Genomic DNA, 19,663 nt, shown 5'->3' with positions numbered 1-19,663 from the left:
ACGCGGCGCCTGGCGCCAAATGACTGAGAGATTAAGCGGCCAACCCATGCCGGGTTGGGCATGTGGTTTTAGAGGGCTGAGGCATGTCTAGAGTCTGTCAAGTTACCGGTAAGGGTCCGGTGACTGGGAATAACATTTCCCACGCAAACAACAAAACCCGTCGTCGTTTCCTGCCGAACCTGCAGCATCACCGCTTCTGGGTTGAAGAAGAGAAACGTTTTGTGCGTCTGCGCGTATCTGCCAAAGGCATGCGCATCATCGACAAGCGTGGCATCAGTGTCGTGCTGGCCGAACTTCGTCGCGATGGCAAGGTTTAAGGGAGCTAATCATGCGTGAATTGATTCGTTTGATTTCGAGCGCCGGTACTGGTCACTTCTACACTACCGACAAGAACAAGCGTACTACTCCGGACAAAATCGAGATCAAGAAATATGATCCGGTTGTTCGCAAGCACGTGATCTACAAAGAAGGCAAAATCAAGTAATTGATTTTTCCCTCTTACGAAAAAGGCCCGTATCGCGAGATACGGGCCTTTTTTGTTGCCTGTGGGTTTTGCGGGGCTTCTTAGGACGCCTTCGCGGGCAAGCCCGCTCCCACAGGGGGATACATTCCAAGTGTGGGAGCGGGCTCGCTCGCGAAGAGGTCGGTCGCCGCTACAAGGTTCTTCAGGCCTTCTGTTCGAACGCCACGTAAATCTTGCGGCATGTCTCCAGCACTTCCCAGGTGCCCTTGAACCCGGCAGGGATCACGAAGCGGTCGCCTGCGCGCAGGGTCTTGGCATTGCCGTCGTTGTCACGCAGCACCGAAACCCCTTGCTGGATCTCGCAGTACTCGTGCTCGGTGAAATTCACCGTCCACTGCCCGACTTCACCTTCCCATACGCCAGCGTTCAACTGGCCACAAGGACTGTTGTAGTGGTTGTAGACCGCTTGCTCCGGGTCACCCTTGAGCACTTTGGCCGGGTCTGGGCGGTAGCGTTCGGCGGCGGTGGTAGCCTGGCTGAAGTCGACGACGTTCTGGATGTTCATTGTTGTTATCTCCCCGTGATTGCGGCGCGAGTGGTGGATGTCCCCAAAGTCTATGTTTATTAAAATGAACATCGCAAGGCCGTTTGCCGGCGTTATGTCAAATATATTGAAACATTAGGGGTGGCTGGTTTAGGGTGACGGTTGCCTTGGGCCGAAAAGCAGGCTGGCCGGGCAGAATTCCTGACAGCGCCCGCGAAGAACGCGGGTGTCGTATTCAATAAGAGGAGGACACTCGCATGACCACCCTGACCCGTGCCGACTGGGAACAACGTGCCCGCGACCTGAAAATCGAAGGCCGCGCCTATATCAATGGCGAATACACCGACGCCGTCTCCGGCGAGACCTTCGAGTGCATCAGCCCGGTTGATGGCCGTCTGCTGGGCAAGATTGCCAGCTGTGACGCCGCCGACGCCCAGCGCGCCGTGGAAAACGCCCGCGCCACTTTCAATTCCGGTGTCTGGTCGCGCCTGGCGCCGACCAAGCGCAAATCCACCATGATCCGTTTCGCCGGCCTGCTGAAACAGCACGCCGAAGAGCTGGCCCTGCTTGAAACCCTGGACATGGGCAAGCCGATCAGCGACTCCCTGTACATCGACGTTCCCGGCGCGGCGCAAGCCTTGAGCTGGAGCGGCGAAGCCATCGACAAGATCTACGACGAAGTCGCTGCAACCCCGCACGATCAGTTGGGCCTGGTGACCCGTGAGCCGGTTGGTGTGGTCGGCGCCATCGTGCCGTGGAACTTCCCGCTGATGATGGCGTGCTGGAAACTCGGTCCTGCGCTGTCCACCGGTAACTCGGTAATCCTCAAGCCGTCGGAAAAATCGCCGCTGACCGCCATCCGCATCGCTGAACTGGCTGTCGAAGCCGGCATTCCGAAAGGTGTGCTGAACGTGCTGCCAGGTTACGGTCACACCGTCGGCAAGGCCCTGGCCCTGCACAACGACGTCGACACCCTGGTGTTCACCGGTTCGACCAAAATCGCCAAGCAGCTGCTGATCTACTCCGGCGAGTCGAACATGAAGCGTGTCTGGCTCGAAGCCGGCGGCAAGAGCCCGAACATCGTGTTCGCCGATGCGCCGAACCTGCAGGACGCTGCCGAAGCGGCTGCCGGTGCCATCGCCTTCAACCAGGGCGAAGTCTGCACCGCCGGTTCGCGCCTGTTGGTGGAGCGTTCGATCAAGGATAAATTCCTGCCGCTGGTGATCGAGGCGCTGAAAACCTGGAAGCCGGGCAACCCGCTGGACCCGGCGACCAATGTTGGCGCGCTGGTCGACACCCAGCAGATGAACACCGTGCTGTCCTACATCGAGTCCGGTCATGCCGATGGCGCCAAGCTGGTGGCCGGTGGCAAGCGTACGCTCCAGGAAACTGGCGGCACTTATGTTGAACCGACGATTTTCGACGGTGTGAGCAACGCGATGAAAATCGCCCAGGAAGAAATCTTCGGCCCGGTACTGTCGGTCATCGCATTCGATAGTGCCGAAGAAGCCATCGCGATCGCCAACGACACGCCGTACGGCTTGGCCGCGGCTGTGTGGACTGCCGACATTTCCAAGGCTCACCTCACCGCCCGCGCACTGCGTGCCGGTAGCGTGTGGGTCAACCAGTACGATGGCGGCGACATGACCGCTCCGTTCGGTGGCTTCAAACAATCCGGCAACGGTCGCGACAAGTCGCTGCACGCGTTCGACAAGTACACCGAGCTGAAGGCGACCTGGATCAAGTTGTAAGCTCGCGAAGGAGGCCTGCCGAATAGCAGGCCTCCCGAACGACACAGATCCCTTGTGGGAGCGGGCCCCCTCACCACAGGGCCCGCTCCCACAATGTTTTGTGGCGTCTGTAAAACAATAATTATCCACAGGAGCGTGGAACATGCGTTGGGCGACTTATTTCGCCGTTTTGGCCTCTGTCTTGAGTGTTGGCCTGGCCCTGGGTGTCAGCATGCCGCTGGTGTCGTTTCGCCTGGAAAGCTGGGGCTACGGCTCGTTTGCCATTGGTGTGATGGCGGCGATGCCGGCCATCGGCGTCCTGTTGGGGGCGAAGATTTCCAGTCATCTGGCGGCGCGATTCGGCACGGCCAATCTGATGCGCCTGTGTCTGTGGGCCGGGGCGGTTTCGATCGGTTTGCTGGCGCTGTTGCCGAGCTATCCGATCTGGTTGGTCTTGCGGCTGATGATCGGGGTGATCCTTACCCTTGTATTCATCATCGGTGAAAGCTGGATCAATCAACTGGTGGTCGAGGAGTGGCGCGGGCGGCTGGTGGCGCTGTATGGCAGCAGCTACGCGCTGAGTCAGCTGGCCGGGCCGGTGTTGCTGGGCTTCCTTGGCACCGGGCACGATTATGGTTTTTGGGTTGGCGTCGGTTTGCTGATGGCTGCTCCGTTTTTGTTGCTGGGCCGCAGTGGTGCGCCGAGCAGCGAGGCCAGCAGTGTGACCCTGCGTGATTTGCTTGAATTCTGTCGTGGCCTGCCCGCGATTGCCTGGGCGGTGTCGCTGTTCGCTGCGTTCGAGGCCATGATCCTGACGCTGTTGCCGGTCTATTGCCTGCGCCAGGGCTTCACCACGGAAATCGCCCTGGCGATGGTCAGTACGGTGGTGGTTGGCGATGCGGTGCTGCAATTGCCAATTGGTGCGTTGGCCGATCGCTTGTCACGCCGGGCGTTGTTTACGGGCTGCGCGGCTGTCTTGCTGCTGTCGAGCCTGGCGATTCCAATGCTGATCGACACGCTTCTGATCTGGCCTCTGTGGGTGTTGTTCGGCGCCAGTGCTGGCGGGTTGTTCACCCTGTCACTGATCCTGATTGGCGAGCGTTATCGCGACGACGCACTGGTGCGCGCCAACGCGCATATTGCACAGCTGTGGGGGATTGGTTGCCTGGTCGGGCCGCTGCTTGCGGGCGCCGGCAGCCAGTGGATCAGCGGCCATGCGTTGCCGTTGCTGATGGCGGTGGGGGCCTTGGGCGTGTTGATCGTGGTGTCGCGGCAAGGGGCATTTGGCACGGCTCAGCCGGCTTAGCGACGAGCGCGGAGTCTGTGGCGAGGGGGCTTGCCCCCCTTTCGGCTGCGAAGCAGTCGTAAAAGCAAACAACCCTGTAAGTCAGGCAAATGCGATTGCAGGGTTTGGCACTGCTGCGCAGCGCAACGGGGGCAAGCCCCCTCGCCACAAAAGCCCTGCTGACCCGGGATTACAACATCTTCTCCAGCCCAACCGTGTTGCTCAGCCAGGCATTGAAGCGCCGCCACCAACTCCCTGGCTCCTTGGTCAGGGTGTGCATTTTTCCGTCGTCTTCAGTGGTCCAGACGATCTGATCGTTTTCCAGCTCCACCTGATAGCTCAGGGCTGGCGCCATACCCTGCAGCGCCAGTTCGCGGACCCGTGCGGCCAACTCCGGGCTGTCCACCAGCACGCCGACTTCGGTGTTCCACAGTACCGAGCGCGGGTCGAAATTGAATGAGCCAATAAAGGATTTCTGCTGGTCGAAGATCATCGCCTTGCTGTGCAGGCTGGAGTCAGAGCCGTGATAGGAGCTGCTGGAAAACAGGTGCGGCCCGCTACCGCTGCCGCCTCCCTCGCCGGGTTGGCGACGCAGTTCGTAGAGCTTCACGCCGTGCTCCAGCAGCGCCCTGCGATAGGGCGCGTAACCACCGTGTACCGCCGGCACGTCCGTGGCTTCCAATGAGTTGGTCAGCAAACTTACCGAGACGCCAGCGTCGGCGCGCCCGGTCAGGTACACCAGCCCCGGTTGGCCGGGCACGAAATAAGCCGAAATCATGATCAGCTCTTTGCGGACGCCGTCGAGTTCAGGTGCCAGTTGGGTAGTCAGCAGCAGTTGCGGATCGGGCTCGCCCTTGGCCAATACCTTGCTCGGCGCATCCCACAATGCCTGGTTCCAGGCCCAGATCAGCTCGCGGCGCCAGATGTCCAGGCGCGGATGCGTGGTGAAGGTCATCAGGTGCTTGTAGAGCGCGTGATTCTGTTTGCGCGTTTGCGCCAGGGACTCTTCCAGTCGGACCCGGGTGTCTTCCAAGTCCTGGGGCGTGGGTTTACTCGACAGGAACTCGTCGATCGGCTTGCTCAGGGCACTGTTCCAGTACTGGTCGAAACTGTGCCCGAGTTGCTCGGCAACCGGGCCGACACCGAGCAGGTCGATGTCAGTGAAGTTCATGTTGGGCTCGGCATCGTAATACTCGTCCCCCAGATTGCGCCCGCCGACGATGGCCATGCTGTTGTCCGCCAGCCAAAGCTTGTTGTGCATGCGCCGATGTTGTTGCGACAGATTGAACAGCCGGCCCATGGTGCGCGTCACGCCGGTGCTGCGGCCAAGGTTCAGCGGGTTGAACACGCGAATCTGGATCTGCGGGTGCGCGGCGAGGGTGGCGATGACCCGGTCCAGGCCATCGCTGGTGGTATCGTCGAGCAGAACCCGCACCCGCACGCCCCGATCGGCGGCCTTGAGCAGTTCCTCGATCAACATGCGTGTGCTGATGCCGTCGTGCACGATGTAGTACTGCAAGTCGAGGCTGCTTTGGGCGTTACGGATCAGTTCGGCGCGGGCGGTGAAGGCCTCGGTGCTGTCCGATAGCAGGCGAAAGCCCGATTGTCCTTTGTAGGGTGCGGCTTGCGCCTGTACCGAACGGCCGAAGGCGGAATCTGAGGCCGGCAGCGCCTGGCTCGGTTCACGTCGAGCGTCGAGGCTGGAGCAACCGCCCAGGAACACGGCGAGTAGCAGAAGAGCAAGCAGGGGCTGTTTGACTCTCACGTGGGATCGTTCCGTTTGGCGGCGCAGATAGGCATATGGACGCTGATCCCCGAATAAAAGTCAGTCGCTTAGCTGATCGGTTTCCGCCAGCAGTTTGACCGCTGCCGCGCCGACCTTGCGCACCGCTTCTTCGATCTGCGGTGTTGGTTTGGCAGCGTAGTTCATGCGCAGGCAATTACGGTATTTGCCCGAGGCGGAAAAGATGCTGCCCACGGCAATCTGTACGCCCTGGTCGTGCAACGCACGATTCAGTTTCAGGGTGTCGAAGCCGTCCGGCAGTTCGACCCACAGCATGAAGCTGCCTTGCGGGCGACTGGCACGGGTGCCGGCCGGGAAGTAGCGGGTTACCCAATCGATCATCATGTCGCGATTGCGCTGGTATTGCGTGCGCATCCGCCGCAAATGCGGTTCGAAGTGCCCGCCCTTGAGGAACTCGGCGATGGCGATCTGCGGTTGTGGCGCGGTGGAGCCGGTGCTGATGTATTTCATGTGCAGCACCCGTTCCAGATAACGGCCGGGCGCGACCCAGCCGATACGCAGGCCTGGCGCCAGGGTCTTGGAAAACGAACTGCACAACAGGACGCGACCGTCCTCGTCGAAGGACTTGATCGTGCGCGGGCGCGGATAGGTATAGGCCAGCTCGCCATACACATCGTCCTCGATGATCGCCACGTCAAACCGCTGTGCAAGCGTCAACAACGCGCGTTTGCGCGACTCCGGCATGATGTAGCCCAGCGGGTTGTTGCAGTTGGGGGTCAACTGTATGACCTTGATCGGCCATTGCTCCAGGGCCAGCTCCAGCGCTTCGAGGCTGATACCGGTCAGCGGATCGGTGGGGATTTCCAGGGCTTTCATGCCCAAGCCCTTGAGGGTCTGCATGGCGCCGTGGAAGCTCGGCGAGTCCACCGCCACAATGTCCCCCGGCTCGCAAATTGCGCGAACGCTGGTGGACAGTGCTTCATGGCATCCAGTGGTGACCACCAGATCGCTGGCACTCAACTGGCAGCCGGAATCGAGCATCAGGCGAGCGATTTGTTCGCGCAGTTCGAGGTTGCCGTGGATGTTGTCGTAATACAGACCGGGCATGTCCTGCCGCCGGCTGATTCGCGCCAGGTCGCGCAGCAGCGGCTTCATGGTCGGGCTGGTGATGTCCGGCATGCCGCGCCCGAGTTGCACCACGTCTTTGCGCGGCACGGCGCGAATCAGTTCCAGCACCTGATCCCATTGAGAGATGTCCACCGGGCGTTGGGCCGGGCGACCGACCGCCGGCAAATCCGGCAGTTCGCGGCTGGCGGGAACAAAGTAGCCGGACTTGGGCCGTGGCATGGCCAACCCACTGTCTTCCAACATCCGATAGGCCTGCTGCACCGTGCTCAGGCTGACGCCGTGTTCGACGCTCAGCGCCCGAACCGAGGGCAGCCGGTCACCGGGGCGATAGAAGCCCTGTTCGATACGTGTGCCGAGCAACTCGGCGAGGTTGACGTAAAGGGTCATGGTGCAGCCTCGATAGAGGGGATTCGGTTAACCAGTACAGATCGGGCAAAAAATCGGGATTCAGTGACGGAATCGGTAAATCTGTATGGATTTAATACAGGCTCTTTGAATCTGTAATGCTTTTTCACGCCCATGCATCATGGAACCTCTGGCTACCCAAGTAAACAGGAGCATCCAAGATGAACGGTTTGAGCGATGTGCGGCTGACGTTACACAGTCAGGAACTGGCGGCAGGGCAAACGGACGCCGCACGCAATGTGCCTATGGGCAATGCGTCGTCCGGTCTGGGCCGCTGGGATCTGTTCTGGCGTCGGCTGCATACGCGCAAGGCGTTGCTGGCGCTGACGGCCGATCAGCTCAAGGATGTCGGGCTGACGCGGGAGCAGGCGCAGGAGGAGGGACTGAAGCCTTTCTGGCGGACCTGATTTTGTTGGCGTTCTTTCGGGCCTCTTCGCGGGCAAGCCCGCTCCCACAGGGGATTTGTGTGCCTCTGTGGGAGCGGGCTTGCTCGCGAAGGCGTCAGTTCTGACACCGCCAATCCTTCAGACCAACTTTTTAAGCCGATGCCACAACATCCCCAACGCCAGCAACGGCGAGCGCAAATGCTTGCCGCCGGGGAAGGTGATGTGCGGCACCTTTGCGAACAAATCAAAACCACCACTGTGCTGACCGCTGATGGCTTCGGCCAGCAGCTTGCCGGCCAGGTGCGTAGCATTCACGCCATGACCGGAATAGGCCTGGGCGTAATACACGTTCGGCTGGTCGTGGAGTCGTCCGATCTGCGGCAGGCGGTTGGCGCCGATACCGATCATGCCACCCCATTGATACTCGATCTTCACCCCGGACAGCTGCGGGAAGACCTCCAGCATTTTCGGACGCATATACGCGGCGATGTCTTTCGGGTCGCGACCCGAATAATGGCAGGCGCCGCCAAACAGCAGGCGCCGGTCCGCCGAGAGTCGGTAATAGTCCAGCGCCACCCGCTGGTCACAGACCGCCATATTTTGTGGCAGCAGGGCGTGGGCCAGTTCTTCGCTCAGTGGCTCGGTGGCAATGATGTAGCTGCCGGCAGGCAGGACTTTGCCGCTGAGTTGCGGGTTGAGGTTGTTGAGGTAGGCATTGCAGCCCAGCACCAAAGTTTTGGCGCGCACCGAGCCCCCGGCGGTATGGACCTTGACCTCGGGGCCATAATCGATGCGGGTCGCGGCTGATTGCTCGAACAACCGAACACCCAGTCGTTGTGCCGCGGCCGCTTCGCCCAGGGCCAGGTTCAGTGGGTGCAGGTGCCCCGAGCCCATGTCGATCAGGCCGCCGACGTAACGCGTGGAGCCGACCACGGTGTGCATCTCGTTGGCTTGCAGCAAGCGTGTCTCGTAGCGGTAACCGAGGCTGCGCAGCTCATCGGCGTCTTCGGCGAAACCTTCAAGGTCACGGGGCTTGTTGGCGAGATCGCAGTAACCCCAGGTCAGGTCGCAGGGAATCTGGAAGCGCTCGACCCGTTGCCGGACGATCTCCACGGCTTCCAGGCCCATGAGCTTCATCTGCCGTACGCCTTCGACGCCGATGATGTTGGCAAATTGATCGAGGCCGTGGCCAACGCCGCGAATCAGCTGCCCGCCATTGCGTCCACTGGCACCCCAGCCGATTTTGTTGGCTTCAAGCAACACCACGCTGAGGCCGCGCTCGGCCAGCTCAAGCGCCGTGTTCAACCCCGAAAAACCGCCACCCACCACACAGACATCGGCCAGCACTTCGCCCGCGAGCGCGGGGTGCTCGGGCTGCGGCAGGCTGCTGGCGGCGTAATAGGAAGCGGGGTGGTTCGCAGCAGGCTGTTGAGCACGGGCAATCATGTGCGTGATCCTGGTTCTGATGTTTAGAAAATTTGACGGAGCATAAGCCGGACCTTCCCGGACGGGCAACATTGGTCGGTTGCTGCTGTCTGGATCGGGGCTTTTGCGTCAGAATCCCGTTCTATTTCGCTATCGGTCACCGCTGCAATGAGTTGCAACAGCCAGACAATCCGCACCTTGCGCCAACAGATTCCCTCGTTCGAGTGCGTCCCCGGCTGCCATGACTGCTGCGGGCCGGTGACCACCTCGCCGGAAGAAATGTCGCGCCTGCCGCGCAAGACCCGCGCCGAGCAGGATGCCGCCATGGAAGAGCTCAACTGTGTGCATCTGGGGCCCGATGGCTGCACTGTGTATGGCGAGCGGCCGCTGATCTGCCGGTTGTTCGGCACCACCAAGACCCTGCCGTGCCCCAATGGGCGCGGGCCGGTGGAGTTGATTCATCCGCGGGTGGAGAAGCAGGTGTTCGAGTATATGGCTTCGAACCGGCAGGTGTTGGTTTAAGAAAGACCGAGTCGCCTGCATTCGCGAGCAAGCCCGCTCCCACATTCGATCTTCAGTGAACTCAGAGTTTGTGTTCGACACTGATCCACTGTGGGAGTGGGCTTGCTCGCGAATGCGTCTGAACAGACACCGCCAATCTCAATCCGGAATCGGTAACGTCAGGCTCTCCTTCACCTCTTCCATCACGATATAGCTCTTGGACTCGCGCACGTGGGGCAGCTTGAGCAGGATGTCGCCCAGCAATTTGCGGTACGAGGCCATCTCGGAAATCCGCGCTTTCACCAGGTAGTCGAAATCCCCTGACACCAGGTGACACTCCAGCACATGGGGCAATTTCAGCACCGCACGTCGGAACTCTTCGAAAGTATCGCCGGACTTGTAGTCCAGGCTGATCTCGACGAACACCAGCAGACTACCCTTCAGGTGCTGCGGATTGAGCCGGGCGTTGTAGCCCATGATGATCCCTTCGCGCTCCAGACGCCGGACCCGCTCAGTACAGGGCGTGGTCGAGAGCCCGACCTTTTCTCCTAGTTCCGTAAAGGAAATCCGCCCGTCCGCTTGCAGGATCCGCAGGATGTTGCGGTCGATCTTGTCCAGCTCACGTTTGGTCTGAGTGTTGGTACGCATAGGGGATGCGCCTCCGTGAAAAGGGTTTTTGCCGAGAATTGTCGCCAAATATAGGCGCTTATATAGTGAAAAGCACTGGCAAATCTTTTTTACACTGCGCGCATCTAAAGCTCTGAATAACAAACGTCAGCGGTCAGCCGCGATGAGGGATATGAAAATGCGCGTCATGGTCTTGGGTAGCGGCGTCATCGGTACCACCAGTGCTTATTATCTGGCCCGTGCCGGGTTTGAAGTGGTGGTTGTGGACCGGCAGCCGGCTGCTGCCATGGAGACCAGTTTCGCCAACGCCGGGCAGGTCTCGCCGGGTTATGCCTCGCCGTGGGCCGCGCCGGGTGTGCCGCTCAAGGCCATCAAGTGGCTGCTGCAGCGTCACGCGCCCCTGGCGATCAAGGCCACGGCCGACATCGACCAGTACCTGTGGATGGCACAGATGCTGCGCAACTGCACCGCTAGCCGTTACGCGGTGAACAAGGAGCGCATGGTTCGTCTGTCCGAGTACAGCCGTGACTGCCTCGACGAACTGCGCGCCGAAACCGGCATTGCCTACGAAGGCCGCAGCCTTGGTACGACCCAACTGTTCCGCACCCAGGCTCAACTGGACGGCGCCGCGAAGGATATCGCCGTGCTGAAAGAGTCCGGCGTGCCGTTCGAACTGCTCGACCGCGAAGGTATTGCCCGCGTTGAACCGGCGTTGGCCAGCGTCACGGACATCCTCGCCGGTGCCCTGCGCCTGCCGAACGACCAGACTGGCGACTGCCAGATGTTCACCACCAAGCTTGCCGAGATGGCCGCGAACCTCGGTGTGCAGTTCCGTTTTGGTCAGGACATTCAGCGCCTCGACTTCGCCGGTGACCGCATCAACGGTGTATGGATCGACGGCAAGCTGGAAACAGCCGACCGCTACGTGCTGGCTCTGGGTAGCTACTCGCCGCAACTGCTCAAACCGCTGGGCATCAAGGCGCCAGTGTATCCGCTCAAGGGCTACTCCCTGACCGTGCCGATCACCAACCCGGCGATGGCTCCGACTTCGACCATTCTCGACGAGACCTACAAGGTTGCGATCACCCGTTTCGACAACCGCATCCGCGTTGGCGGCATGGCTGAAATCGCCGGTTTTGACCTGTCGCTGAACCCTCGTCGGCGCGAAACCCTGGAGATGATCGTCAACGATCTTTATCCTCAGGGCGGCGATCTGGCCCAAGCCGATTTCTGGACCGGCCTGCGTCCAACCACGCCGGATGGCACGCCGATTGTCGGTGCCACCCCGTTCAAGAATCTGTTCCTAAACACCGGTCACGGCACGCTTGGCTGGACCATGGCCTGTGGCTCCGGTCGCTTGCTGGCTGATCTGATGGCGAAGAAAAAGCCGCAGATCAGCGCCGAAGGCCTCGATATTTCCCGTTATGGCAACAAAATCCAGGAGTCTGCAAAGCATGTCAGTCCAGCGCCAGCTCACCAATGAGCGCATGAGTCAGATCGTCACCCATAACGGCACGGTTTACCTGGCCGGGCAAGTTGGCGACGACTTCAACGCCGGGATTGAACAGCAGACCCGCGACGTGCTCGCCAATATCGAGCGCTTGCTCGATCTGGCCGGGACTGACAAACAGAATCTGCTTTCGGCGACGATCTACCTGAACGACATCGAGGCGCACTTTGCCGGCATGAATTCGGTGTGGGACCAGTGGCTGCCAAAAGGCACTGCCCCGGCCCGTGCCACCGTCGAAGCGAAGATGGCCAAGCCGAGCATCCTGGTCGAGATCTCCATCGTCGCCGCGTTGCCGTAAGATTTAACGATCCCTCTCCCGGTGCTGTTGGCGGTTCACGCCGTCAGCCAGCACCGGTTTTTCTTCCCGATAACCCGACCAGAAGTCTGCCGCCATGCGTCCTGCCCGTGCCCTGATCGACCTTCAAGCCCTGCGCAACAACTACCGAGTCGCCCGTGAGCTCACGGGGGCCAAGGCCCTCGCGGTGATCAAGGCCGATGCCTATGGCCATGGCGCGGTGCGTTGCGCCCAGGCGCTGGAAGCCGAGGCGGACGGGTTTGCCGTGGCCTGCATCGAAGAGGCGTTGGAGCTGCGAGCGGCGGGCATCCGTGCGCCGGTGCTGCTGCTGGAAGGTTTTTTCGAAGCCGATGAGCTGGCGCTGATCGTCGAGCATGATTTCTGGTGCGTGGTGCATTCGCTGTGGCAACTCGAAGCCATCGAGAAAGCCTCGTTGAGCAAACCGATCACTGTGTGGCTGAAACTCGATTCGGGCATGCACCGCGTGGGGCTGCATCCGGCGGATTATCAGGCGGCCTATCAACGGCTGCTGGCCAGTGGCAAGGTCGCGAAAGTGGTGCTGATGAGTCACTTTGCCCGCGCCGACGAACTGCACGAACAGGCAAGCAGCGAACAGGTGGCGGTATTTGAAGCGGCGCGCAAGGGCTTGTCCGCCGAGGTCAGTCTGCGCAACTCGCCAGCGGTGCTCGGTTGGCCGCAGATTCCGAGCGATTGGGTGCGCCCGGGCATCATGCTCTATGGCGCTACACCCTTCGAAGAAGCCAACGAAGTGGCCTCACGCCTGCAACCGGTCATGACCCTGGAGTCGAAAGTGATCAGTGTGCGCGAGCTGCCGGCTGGCGAACCCGTCGGTTACGGCGCCAAATTCATCACCCCTAAACCGATGCGCATTGGCGTGGTGGCCATGGGTTACGCCGACGGCTATCCGCGTCTGGCACCGACCGGCACGCCGGTACTGGTTGCCGGGCAGCGCAGCCAACTGATCGGTCGGGTATCGATGGATATGCTCTGCATCGACCTGACCGATGTGCCGCAGGCCGGTGTCGGTTCGACCGTCGAGTTGTGGGGCAAAAACATCCTCGCCAGTGATGTAGCCATAGCCGCCGGCACGATTCCTTATCAGATTTTCTGCAACCTGCGCCGAGTGCCACTGCTCTATTCCGGGGCTTAGTGCGCAAGGCTTGAGACCGGAAGTCGCCTCGCTGAGCAGGATTCAGGTCAAGGTGTTGTAAATACTGAACGCTGTCGCCATGATAACGCTCACTATTCCAACAATCTGAATCCTGGAGGCGCAAGCTTTGGACGTCGGTGAACGACTGCAATCCATCCGTAGGCTCAAAGGCCTTTCCCAGCGTGAGCTCGCCAAACGGGCGGGTGTCACCAACAGCACCATTTCGATGATCGAAAAGAACAGCGTGAGCCCTTCGATCAGTTCGCTGCGCAAGGTGTTGGGCGGGATTCCCATGTCCATGGTCGAGTTCTTTTCCGAAGAAATCCTGCAGGAAAAACCGACCCAGATCGTCTACAAGGCCAACGAGCTGATCGATATTTCCGATGGCGCCGTGACCATGAAACTGGTCGGTCGGGCGCACCCGAGCCGGGCTATCGCATTCCTCAATGAAATCTATCCGCCAGGCGCCGACACCGGTGACGAGATGCTCACCCATGAGGGCGAGGAGACCGGCATCCTGGTCGAAGGAAAGCTGGAACTGGTGGTCGGTCTCGAAACTTTTGTCCTCGAAGCTGGCGATAGCTACTACTTTGAAAGTACCAAGCCACACCGTTTCCGAAATCCGTTCGATGCGCCTGCGCGACTAATCAGCGCAGCCACGCCGGCGAATTTCTAAGAAAAGAGGCGTCCTGCCAGTATCGCAGAGGCGCCCAGGCTGTTTTTCCGTCGCGGCCTAAGACCCCTCCGACTTTGGGGTTGTTTCAGTGCGACGGGCTTACCGCTATACTTGCGCCCGCCTGCGAACCGTGGCCGTAGGCGTGACTAGCCACCATTGAGGGTGAACGCGTGAACCTAATTATGAAAATGCTGGCTGCACCAGCAACCGTATTGGCCCTATGGGCTGTCAGTGTCAGCGCTCAAGCTGCGACCAACGACGATATTGCCAAACGCCTTGAGCCAGTCGGCCAGGTTTGTGTTCAGGGTAAAGAGTGCAAGGGCATGGAGGTTGCCACTGCCGCCGGCGGCGGTGGCGGTGCGAAAACTCCGGATGAAGTGATTGCAAAACATTGCAACGCTTGCCACGGTTCAGGCCTGTTGGGCGCACCGAAAATCGGTGATGCCGCTGCCTGGAAAGAGCGTGCCGACCACCAGGGCGGCCTCGACGGCATCCTGGCCAAAGCCATTACCGGTATCAACTCGATGCCGCCTAAAGGCACCTGCGCCGACTGCTCCGATGCCGAGCTCAAAGGCGCCATCCAGAAGATGTCTGGCCTGAAATAAGCCTGAGTCTTCCCGCTAAAAAGCCGCTTCCGAGCGGCTTTTTTGTGCCCGCGGTTTCAATGAACACCGCCGCCCACCTGTAGGAGCGAGCTTGCTCGCGATGAGTTTGAATGCGCCTCGGGGTGTCAGGTTCTATGCGTTATCGTTGACGACCATCGCGAGCAAGCTCGCTCCTACGGTTTTTATAGGCTGTTCATTGCAGCAAAGACCCGGCAAGCTCGGTCCAGGCCCAAGTCATGGAACGTGAGGGAGGAAGCGATGGTGCAGTTGTGTTCTATCGAGCAGGCGGTCGATGACGTCCTGGCGCGGTTGCCGGACCACATTCACATGGGGCTGCCCTTGGGGCTGGGTAAACCCAACCCCTTCGTCAATGCGCTCTACCGGCGCGTTGCGCAGCTGCCCGAGCGGCGCCTGACGATCTACACCGCGCTGTGCCTGGGCCGTCCGCCCTTAGGCGACGGCTTGCAAAAACGCTTTCTAGAACCCTTTGTCGAGCGGGTTTTCGATGATTATCCAGAGTTGGATTTCCTCGCCGACCTGCGTCGCGATACGCTGCCAGGCAACATCCACATCCAACAGTTCTTCATGCAGCCCGGCAGCCTGCTCAACAGTGCCACGGCGCAGCAGGATTACGTCAGCAGCAACTACAGCCATGCAGCCCGGGACATCAACGCCGCCGGGTTGAACCTGGTGGCGCAAATGGTCGCCAGCCATGCCGAACATCCCGACCGCTTGAGCCTCAGCTGCAACCCGGACATCACCCTCGACCTGTTGCCGATGATCGCCAGGCGCCGCGCCGCCGGAGAAACCATCCTGATGGTCGGCCAGGTGCATAACGATCTGCCGTACATGCCCGGCGATGCGGAACTGGGTATCGATACCTTCGACCTGCTGATCGACCAGAAGGACAACACCACGCTGTTCTCCACACCGAACATGCCGGTGGGCTGCCAGGACCATTTCATCGGCCTGCATGCCAGCACACTGGTGCGTGACGGTGGCACGTTGCAGATCGGCATCGGCTCCATGGGCGATGCGCTGACGGCGGCGCTGCTGGCGCGACAAGCCGACAGCGACGCTTACAAGGCGTTGCTGGCCGAGGTGAACCTCAGCCAGTGGGCGCAACTGATCGAGCGCGAAGGCGGCATCGAACCCTTCGCCACAGGCCTGTATGGCTGCAGCGAAATGTTCGTCAACGGCTTGTTGGTACTGGCGGATGCCGGGATCGTGCGGCGCAAGGTTTACCCGGACGTGACGACCCAACAGCAGGCCAATGCTGGAACACTCGACGAAGCCGCGCAAACCGACGGCATCTCGGTGCATGGCGGCTTCTTTCTCGGGCCGCGCAGTTTCTATGAACGCCTGCGCGAGCTGCCGCAAAGCAAGCGGCTCGAATTCAACATGACCCGCATCAGCTACATCAACGAGCTTTATGGCCAGGAAGAGCTCAAGCGCTTGCAGCGTCTGGATGCGCGGTTCATCAACACCGCGTTCACCGTGACCTTGCTCGGTGCCGCTGTGGCGGATCAACTGGAAGATGGGCGTGTGCTCAGCGGTGTCGGCGGGCAGTACAACTTCGTGGCTCAGGGGCATGCGCTGCAAGGCGCGCGCTCGGTGTTGATGCTGCGCAGCTGGCGCGAGTCCGCCGGCGACGTCAGCTCGAACATCGTCTGGGAGTACGGGCACTGCACAATCCCCCGGCACCTGCGGGACATCGTGGTCACCGAATACGGCATTGCCGATCTTCGCGGCAAAACCGATGCGGCGGTGATCGAGGCTTTACTCAATATCAGCGACTCGCGATTTCAACAGGGACTGATCGAGCAGGCGCAGAACGTCGGCAAACTGCCGAAGGATTTCCGTCTCGATCCACGTTTTACCGAGAACAATCCACAACGATTGCAGGCGATTCAGGCGCGACATCCGCAGCTGTTTCCAGAGTATCCACTGGGTTGTGATTTCACCGAGGTCGAGCGGGATGTGTTGCGGGCGCTGAACTGGCTCAAGAGCAAGTTCAAGCTGAGCGAGGTGCTGGAGCTGGGCAAGGCTGCGCTGGATGCGCCGCCGGCGACAGCGTTCCCGGAGCATCTGGAGCGCATGCAGCTGAGCAATCCGGAAGGGCTGAAGGAGGATTTGTATCAGCGGTTGCTGCTGACCGGCCTCAAGGCCACTGCGCAATAACAGCCAATACAAGGTAAATGTGGGAGCGGGCTTGCTCGCGAAAGCGGTGTATCAGTCAAAAAATATGTCGACTGACACTACGCATTCGCGAGCAAGCCCGCTCCCACACTGGTTTGCGGTGTGGCGGCTTACTCGATAAAGGTCACGACACCACCGGCCAGCGATTTCACGCGGGCCAGCGACTCTACGCGATAACCCTGCGAATCCAGTTCCGCCCGGCCGCCCTGGAACGACTTCTCGATCACGATGCCCAGGCCTGCCACGGTAGCGCCGGCCTGCTTGATGATCGAGATCAGTGCCTGGGACGCCTTACCGTTGGCCAGGAAGTCGTCGATGATCAGCACGCGGTCGCTGCTGGTCAGGTGGCGCGGGGAGATCGCCACGGTGCTTTCGGTCTGCTTGGTGAACGAGTACACGGTCGCCGACAGCAGGTTCTCGGTCAGGGTCAGGGACTGGTGCTTGCGGGCGAAAATCACCGGCACGCCGAGGTTCAGACCGGTCATGATCGCCGGGGCAATGCCCGAGGCTTCGATGGTGACGATCTTGGTGATGCCCGAATCCTTGAACAGCGTGGCGAATTCGTCGCCGATCAGCTTCATCAGGGCCGGGTCGATCTGGTGGTTCAGGAAGGCGTCGACCTTCAGGACCTGGTCGGAAAGCACGATGCCTTGTTCGCGGATTTTCTGGTGCAGGGCTTCCATGAAGCTGTCCTCTGTTGGCGCCTTGTGCGCCCTAAGGTTTTAAAAAAGTGGTCAATTCTAGCGCTTTAACATCGCGCGTATATCCGCCAATGCGTTGTTGCCCCGCACGGCTTTGACTTCGGTCGGTGTGTCGTCGTTGCCTTCCCAGGCCAGATCGTCCGGTGGCAGCTCATCGAGGAAGCGGCTCGGCGCGCAATCGATGATTTCGCCGTACTGCTTGCGCTTGGCTGCGAAGGTGAAGGCCAGGGTCTGGCGCGCGCGTGTAATGCCCACGTAGGCCAGGCGGCGCTCTTCTTCGATGGTGTCGGCTTCGATGCTGGAGCGGTGCGGGAGGATTTCCTCTTCCATGCCCATGATGAACACGTAGGGGAATTCCAGGCCCTTGGAGGCGTGCAGCGTCATCATCTGCACACCTTCGGCGCCGTCTTCCTCTTCCTGCTGACGTTCCAGCATGTCGCGCAGGACGAGTTTGCCGATGGCGTCCTCGACGGTCATCTCGCCTTCTTCGTCTTTCTCCAGGGTGTTCTTCAGCGCCTCGATCAGGAACCAGACGTTACCCATGCGGTAGTCGGCGGCCTTGTCGCTGGAGCTGTTGGTGCGCAGCCAGTTCTCGTAGTCGATGTCCATGACCATGCTACGCAGCGCGGAGATCGGGTCTTCGCCGGCGCACTGCTCACGTACCCTGTCCATGAAGCGCTTGAAGCGCGACAGGCGATCGGTGAAGCGGCTGTCCAGATGCTCGCCCAGGCCGATTTCGTCGGTGGCGGCGTACATCGAGATTTTGCGCTCGGTCGCGTAGTTGCCGAGCTTCTCCAGCGTGGTCGAGCCGATCTCGCGGCGCGGTACGTTGATCACCCGCAGGAAGGCGTTGTCGTCGTCCGGGTTCACGATCAGGCGGAAGTAGGCCATCAGGTCTTTCACTTCCTGACGACCGAAGAAGCTGTTGCCGCCCGACAGGCGATATGGCACCTGGTGATGCTGCAATTTCAGCTCGATCAGCTTGGCCTGGTAGTTGCCGCGATAGAGGATCGCGAAATCACTGTACGGGCGGTCGGTGCGCAGGTGCAGGCTGAGGATTTCCATGGCCACGCGCTCGGCCTCGGCGTCCTCGTTGCGGCAGCGGATCACGCGGATCTCGTCGCCGTGGCCCATTTCACTCCACAGCTGCTTTTCGAATTCGTGGGGGTTGTTCGAGATCAGTACGTTGGCGCAGCGCAGGATGCGGCTGGTGGAGCGGTAGTTTTGCTCCAGCATCACCACTTTCAGGGACGGGTAGTCCTCCTTGAGCAGCATCAGGTTTTCCGGGCGCGCGCCACGCCAGGCGTAGATCGACTGGTCGTCGTCGCCCACCACGGTGAACTGGTTGCGTTTGCCGATGAGCATTTTCACCAGCAGGTATTGGCTGGCGTTGGTGTCCTGGTATTCGTCGACCAGCAGGTAACGCACCTTGTTCTGCCACTTTTCCAGGATGTCGGCGTGCTCTTCGAAGAGCTTCACCGGCAGCAGGATCAGGTCGTCGAAGTCCACCGCGTTGAACGCCTTGAGCGTGCGCTGGTAGTGGGTGTAGACGATGGCGGCGGTCTGTTCCTTGGGATTGCGCGCGTTTTCCAGGGCCTGGGCCGGTAGGATCAGGTCGTTTTTCCAGGCGCCGATCATGTTCTTGATCTCGTCGACACCGTCGTCGCCCGAGTATTCCTTCTGCATGATGTCGGTCATCAGGGCCTTGACGTCGGTCTCGTCGAAGATCGAGAAGCCCGGTTTGTAGCCCAGCCGCACGTGTTCCTTGCGGATGATGTTCAGGCCCAGGTTGTGGAAGGTGCAGACCGTCAGCCCGCGACCTTCACCGGCACGCAGCAGGGTGCCGACCCGTTCCTTCATTTCGCGGGCGGCCTTGTTGGTAAAGGTCATGGCGACGATGTACTGGGCGCGAATGCCACAGTTCTGGATCAGGTGCGCGATTTTGCGCGTGATCACGCTGGTCTTGCCGGAGCCTGCACCGGCGAGCACCAATAGAGGGCCGCCGACGTAGTTCACGGCTTCTTGCTGCCGGGGATTGAGTCGGGACATACGTAAATTCAGGAGTCAGTCACGAAATGGGCCGGCATTTTAACAGGCTCAGCGAATTGTGCTGCTCTGTCCGACTTGTGACGTACCACGCTATCTGTAATTGCCGGTTTTGTTACTTTCACGCAGGATGCGCAACGAATCTGCGGCTAATGTTCGTAATTCCAGATACAAAGGGCTCGTTTTGATAGCTGATGTCATTGTCATTAGTTATCGGGACGG

The 19,663-nt window shown here is 60.4% G+C and carries 19 protein-coding genes; 12 read left to right on the top strand and 7 right to left on the bottom strand.

Features of this window, described 5'->3' with window-relative positions:
* Positions 1-83: 83 nt before the first annotated feature.
* On the top strand, positions 84-317 hold the full coding sequence (rpmB, locus tag QMK54_RS30450; RefSeq protein ID WP_003177273.1) for a 50S ribosomal protein L28: 234 nt from the start codon (positions 84-86) through the stop codon (positions 315-317).
* A gap of 11 nt (positions 318-328) precedes the next feature.
* Positions 329-484, top strand: coding sequence for a 50S ribosomal protein L33 (gene rpmG, locus QMK54_RS30445; protein WP_003177274.1), 156 nt, complete (start codon positions 329-331; stop codon positions 482-484).
* Positions 485-665: 181 nt separating this feature from the next.
* On the opposite strand, the gene QMK54_RS30440 is transcribed toward rpmG, so the two are convergent.
* Complete coding sequence (locus QMK54_RS30440) at positions 666-1,028, bottom strand: cupin domain-containing protein (RefSeq protein ID WP_110660332.1); 363 nt, start codon at positions 1,026-1,028, stop codon at positions 666-668.
* A 236-nt stretch (positions 1,029-1,264) separates the two neighbouring features.
* Here QMK54_RS30440 and QMK54_RS30435 point away from each other — a divergent pair, with 236 nt between their 5' ends.
* Positions 1,265-2,758, top strand: coding sequence for an aldehyde dehydrogenase (locus QMK54_RS30435; RefSeq protein ID WP_007996504.1), 1,494 nt, complete (start codon positions 1,265-1,267; stop codon positions 2,756-2,758).
* A 142-nt stretch (positions 2,759-2,900) separates the two neighbouring features.
* The gene (locus tag QMK54_RS30430; RefSeq protein ID WP_110663163.1) at positions 2,901-4,043 is read left to right on the top strand and encodes an MFS transporter; all 1,143 of its coding nucleotides are present in this window, start codon (positions 2,901-2,903) and stop codon (positions 4,041-4,043) included.
* Between the two features lie 169 nt (positions 4,044-4,212).
* Here the strand turns inward: QMK54_RS30430 and QMK54_RS30425 are convergent, their stop codons facing one another.
* Together QMK54_RS30425 and QMK54_RS30420 are read right to left on the bottom strand one after the other, a co-directional pair.
* Positions 4,213-5,787: a phospholipase D family protein gene (locus tag QMK54_RS30425; protein ID WP_320401804.1), complete on the bottom strand. Its 1,575-nt coding sequence runs from the start codon at positions 5,785-5,787 to the stop codon at positions 4,213-4,215.
* Between the two features lie 60 nt (positions 5,788-5,847).
* Positions 5,848-7,281 carry a PLP-dependent aminotransferase family protein gene (locus QMK54_RS30420; protein WP_320401803.1) on the bottom strand — a complete coding sequence of 478 codons (1,434 nt, stop codon included), beginning with the start codon at positions 7,279-7,281 and terminating at the stop codon, positions 5,848-5,850.
* A 179-nt stretch (positions 7,282-7,460) separates the two neighbouring features.
* On the opposite strand from QMK54_RS30420, the gene QMK54_RS30415 reads away from it, so the two are divergent.
* Positions 7,461-7,706, top strand: coding sequence for a DUF1127 domain-containing protein (locus QMK54_RS30415; protein WP_320401802.1), 246 nt, complete (start codon positions 7,461-7,463; stop codon positions 7,704-7,706).
* Positions 7,707-7,823: 117 nt separating this feature from the next.
* Here the strand turns inward: QMK54_RS30415 and QMK54_RS30410 are convergent, their stop codons facing one another.
* Positions 7,824-9,131, bottom strand: coding sequence for an FAD-binding oxidoreductase (locus QMK54_RS30410; RefSeq protein WP_320401801.1), 1,308 nt, complete (start codon positions 9,129-9,131; stop codon positions 7,824-7,826).
* 147 nt (positions 9,132-9,278) lie between these two features.
* Between QMK54_RS30410 and QMK54_RS30405 the strand changes: the two genes are divergently transcribed.
* On the top strand, positions 9,279-9,632 hold the full coding sequence (locus tag QMK54_RS30405) for a YkgJ family cysteine cluster protein (protein WP_110659793.1): 354 nt from the start codon (positions 9,279-9,281) through the stop codon (positions 9,630-9,632).
* A 138-nt stretch (positions 9,633-9,770) separates the two neighbouring features.
* Here the strand turns inward: QMK54_RS30405 and QMK54_RS30400 are convergent, their stop codons facing one another.
* Positions 9,771-10,259, bottom strand: a complete 489-nt coding sequence (locus QMK54_RS30400) for an Lrp/AsnC ligand binding domain-containing protein (protein WP_007975155.1) — start codon at positions 10,257-10,259, stop codon at positions 9,771-9,773.
* Positions 10,260-10,416: 157 nt separating this feature from the next.
* Here QMK54_RS30400 and dadA point away from each other — a divergent pair, with 157 nt between their 5' ends.
* The 6 genes from dadA (at position 10,417) to QMK54_RS30370 (ending at position 16,676) form a co-directional block, all read left to right on the top strand.
* Positions 10,417-11,721, top strand: a complete 1,305-nt coding sequence (dadA, locus tag QMK54_RS30395; protein ID WP_110659798.1) for a D-amino acid dehydrogenase — start codon at positions 10,417-10,419, stop codon at positions 11,719-11,721.
* The gene (locus tag QMK54_RS30390) at positions 11,693-12,046 is read left to right on the top strand and encodes a RidA family protein (RefSeq protein WP_110659794.1); all 354 of its coding nucleotides are present in this window, start codon (positions 11,693-11,695) and stop codon (positions 12,044-12,046) included. The genes dadA and QMK54_RS30390 overlap by 29 nt, the downstream gene beginning before the upstream one ends.
* A gap of 94 nt (positions 12,047-12,140) precedes the next feature.
* Positions 12,141-13,214 carry an alanine racemase gene (gene alr, locus QMK54_RS30385; RefSeq protein WP_320401800.1) on the top strand — a complete coding sequence of 358 codons (1,074 nt, stop codon included), beginning with the start codon at positions 12,141-12,143 and terminating at the stop codon, positions 13,212-13,214.
* A 127-nt stretch (positions 13,215-13,341) separates the two neighbouring features.
* The gene (locus QMK54_RS30380; protein ID WP_007975150.1) at positions 13,342-13,890 is read left to right on the top strand and encodes a cupin domain-containing protein; all 549 of its coding nucleotides are present in this window, start codon (positions 13,342-13,344) and stop codon (positions 13,888-13,890) included.
* Positions 13,891-14,072: 182 nt separating this feature from the next.
* Positions 14,073-14,495, top strand: coding sequence for a c-type cytochrome (locus QMK54_RS30375; protein WP_110659796.1), 423 nt, complete (start codon positions 14,073-14,075; stop codon positions 14,493-14,495).
* A 258-nt stretch (positions 14,496-14,753) separates the two neighbouring features.
* Complete coding sequence (locus QMK54_RS30370; RefSeq protein ID WP_320401799.1) at positions 14,754-16,676, top strand: acetyl-CoA hydrolase/transferase C-terminal domain-containing protein; 1,923 nt, start codon at positions 14,754-14,756, stop codon at positions 16,674-16,676.
* A gap of 128 nt (positions 16,677-16,804) precedes the next feature.
* On the opposite strand, the gene QMK54_RS30365 is transcribed toward QMK54_RS30370, so the two are convergent.
* Both QMK54_RS30365 and rep read right to left on the bottom strand, forming a co-directional pair.
* Positions 16,805-17,377: a xanthine phosphoribosyltransferase gene (locus QMK54_RS30365; protein WP_008022089.1), complete on the bottom strand. Its 573-nt coding sequence runs from the start codon at positions 17,375-17,377 to the stop codon at positions 16,805-16,807.
* A 57-nt stretch (positions 17,378-17,434) separates the two neighbouring features.
* On the bottom strand, positions 17,435-19,444 hold the full coding sequence (gene rep, locus QMK54_RS30360) for a DNA helicase Rep (protein WP_095943382.1): 2,010 nt from the start codon (positions 19,442-19,444) through the stop codon (positions 17,435-17,437).
* Between the last annotated feature and the right edge of the window lie 219 nt (positions 19,445-19,663).

Origin of the sequence: Pseudomonas sp. P5_109, from assembly GCF_034009455.1 — a bacterium.
Taxonomy (GTDB): Bacteria; Pseudomonadota; Gammaproteobacteria; order Pseudomonadales; family Pseudomonadaceae; genus Aquipseudomonas.
Note: the sequence above shows the minus strand (reverse complement) of the source record. Positions and strands in the feature narration are given on the sequence as shown.

Bases quoted from the DNA above. Each gene is read 5' to 3' on its own strand.
- rpmB (WP_003177273.1), top strand. From the start codon at position 84: ATGTCTAGAGTCTGTCAAGTTACCGGTAAGGGTCCGGTGACTGGGAAT.
- rpmG (WP_003177274.1), top strand. From the start codon at position 329: ATGCGTGAATTGATTCGTTTGATTTCGAGCGCCGGTACTGGTCACTTC.
- QMK54_RS30440 (WP_110660332.1), bottom strand. From the start codon at position 1,028: ATGAACATCCAGAACGTCGTCGACTTCAGCCAGGCTACCACCGCCGCC.
- QMK54_RS30435 (WP_007996504.1), top strand. From the start codon at position 1,265: ATGACCACCCTGACCCGTGCCGACTGGGAACAACGTGCCCGCGACCTG.
- QMK54_RS30430 (WP_110663163.1), top strand. From the start codon at position 2,901: ATGCGTTGGGCGACTTATTTCGCCGTTTTGGCCTCTGTCTTGAGTGTT.
- QMK54_RS30420 (WP_320401803.1), bottom strand. From the start codon at position 7,281: ATGACCCTTTACGTCAACCTCGCCGAGTTGCTCGGCACACGTATCGAA.
- QMK54_RS30415 (WP_320401802.1), top strand. From the start codon at position 7,461: ATGAACGGTTTGAGCGATGTGCGGCTGACGTTACACAGTCAGGAACTG.
- QMK54_RS30410 (WP_320401801.1), bottom strand. From the start codon at position 9,131: ATGATTGCCCGTGCTCAACAGCCTGCTGCGAACCACCCCGCTTCCTAT.
- QMK54_RS30405 (WP_110659793.1), top strand. From the start codon at position 9,279: ATGAGTTGCAACAGCCAGACAATCCGCACCTTGCGCCAACAGATTCCC.
- QMK54_RS30400 (WP_007975155.1), bottom strand. From the start codon at position 10,259: ATGCGTACCAACACTCAGACCAAACGTGAGCTGGACAAGATCGACCGC.
- dadA (WP_110659798.1), top strand. From the start codon at position 10,417: ATGCGCGTCATGGTCTTGGGTAGCGGCGTCATCGGTACCACCAGTGCT.
- QMK54_RS30390 (WP_110659794.1), top strand. From the start codon at position 11,693: ATGTCAGTCCAGCGCCAGCTCACCAATGAGCGCATGAGTCAGATCGTC.
- alr (WP_320401800.1), top strand. From the start codon at position 12,141: ATGCGTCCTGCCCGTGCCCTGATCGACCTTCAAGCCCTGCGCAACAAC.
- QMK54_RS30375 (WP_110659796.1), top strand. From the start codon at position 14,073: ATGAAAATGCTGGCTGCACCAGCAACCGTATTGGCCCTATGGGCTGTC.
- QMK54_RS30370 (WP_320401799.1), top strand. From the start codon at position 14,754: ATGGTGCAGTTGTGTTCTATCGAGCAGGCGGTCGATGACGTCCTGGCG.
- QMK54_RS30365 (WP_008022089.1), bottom strand. From the start codon at position 17,377: ATGGAAGCCCTGCACCAGAAAATCCGCGAACAAGGCATCGTGCTTTCC.
- rep (WP_095943382.1), bottom strand. From the start codon at position 19,444: ATGTCCCGACTCAATCCCCGGCAGCAAGAAGCCGTGAACTACGTCGGC.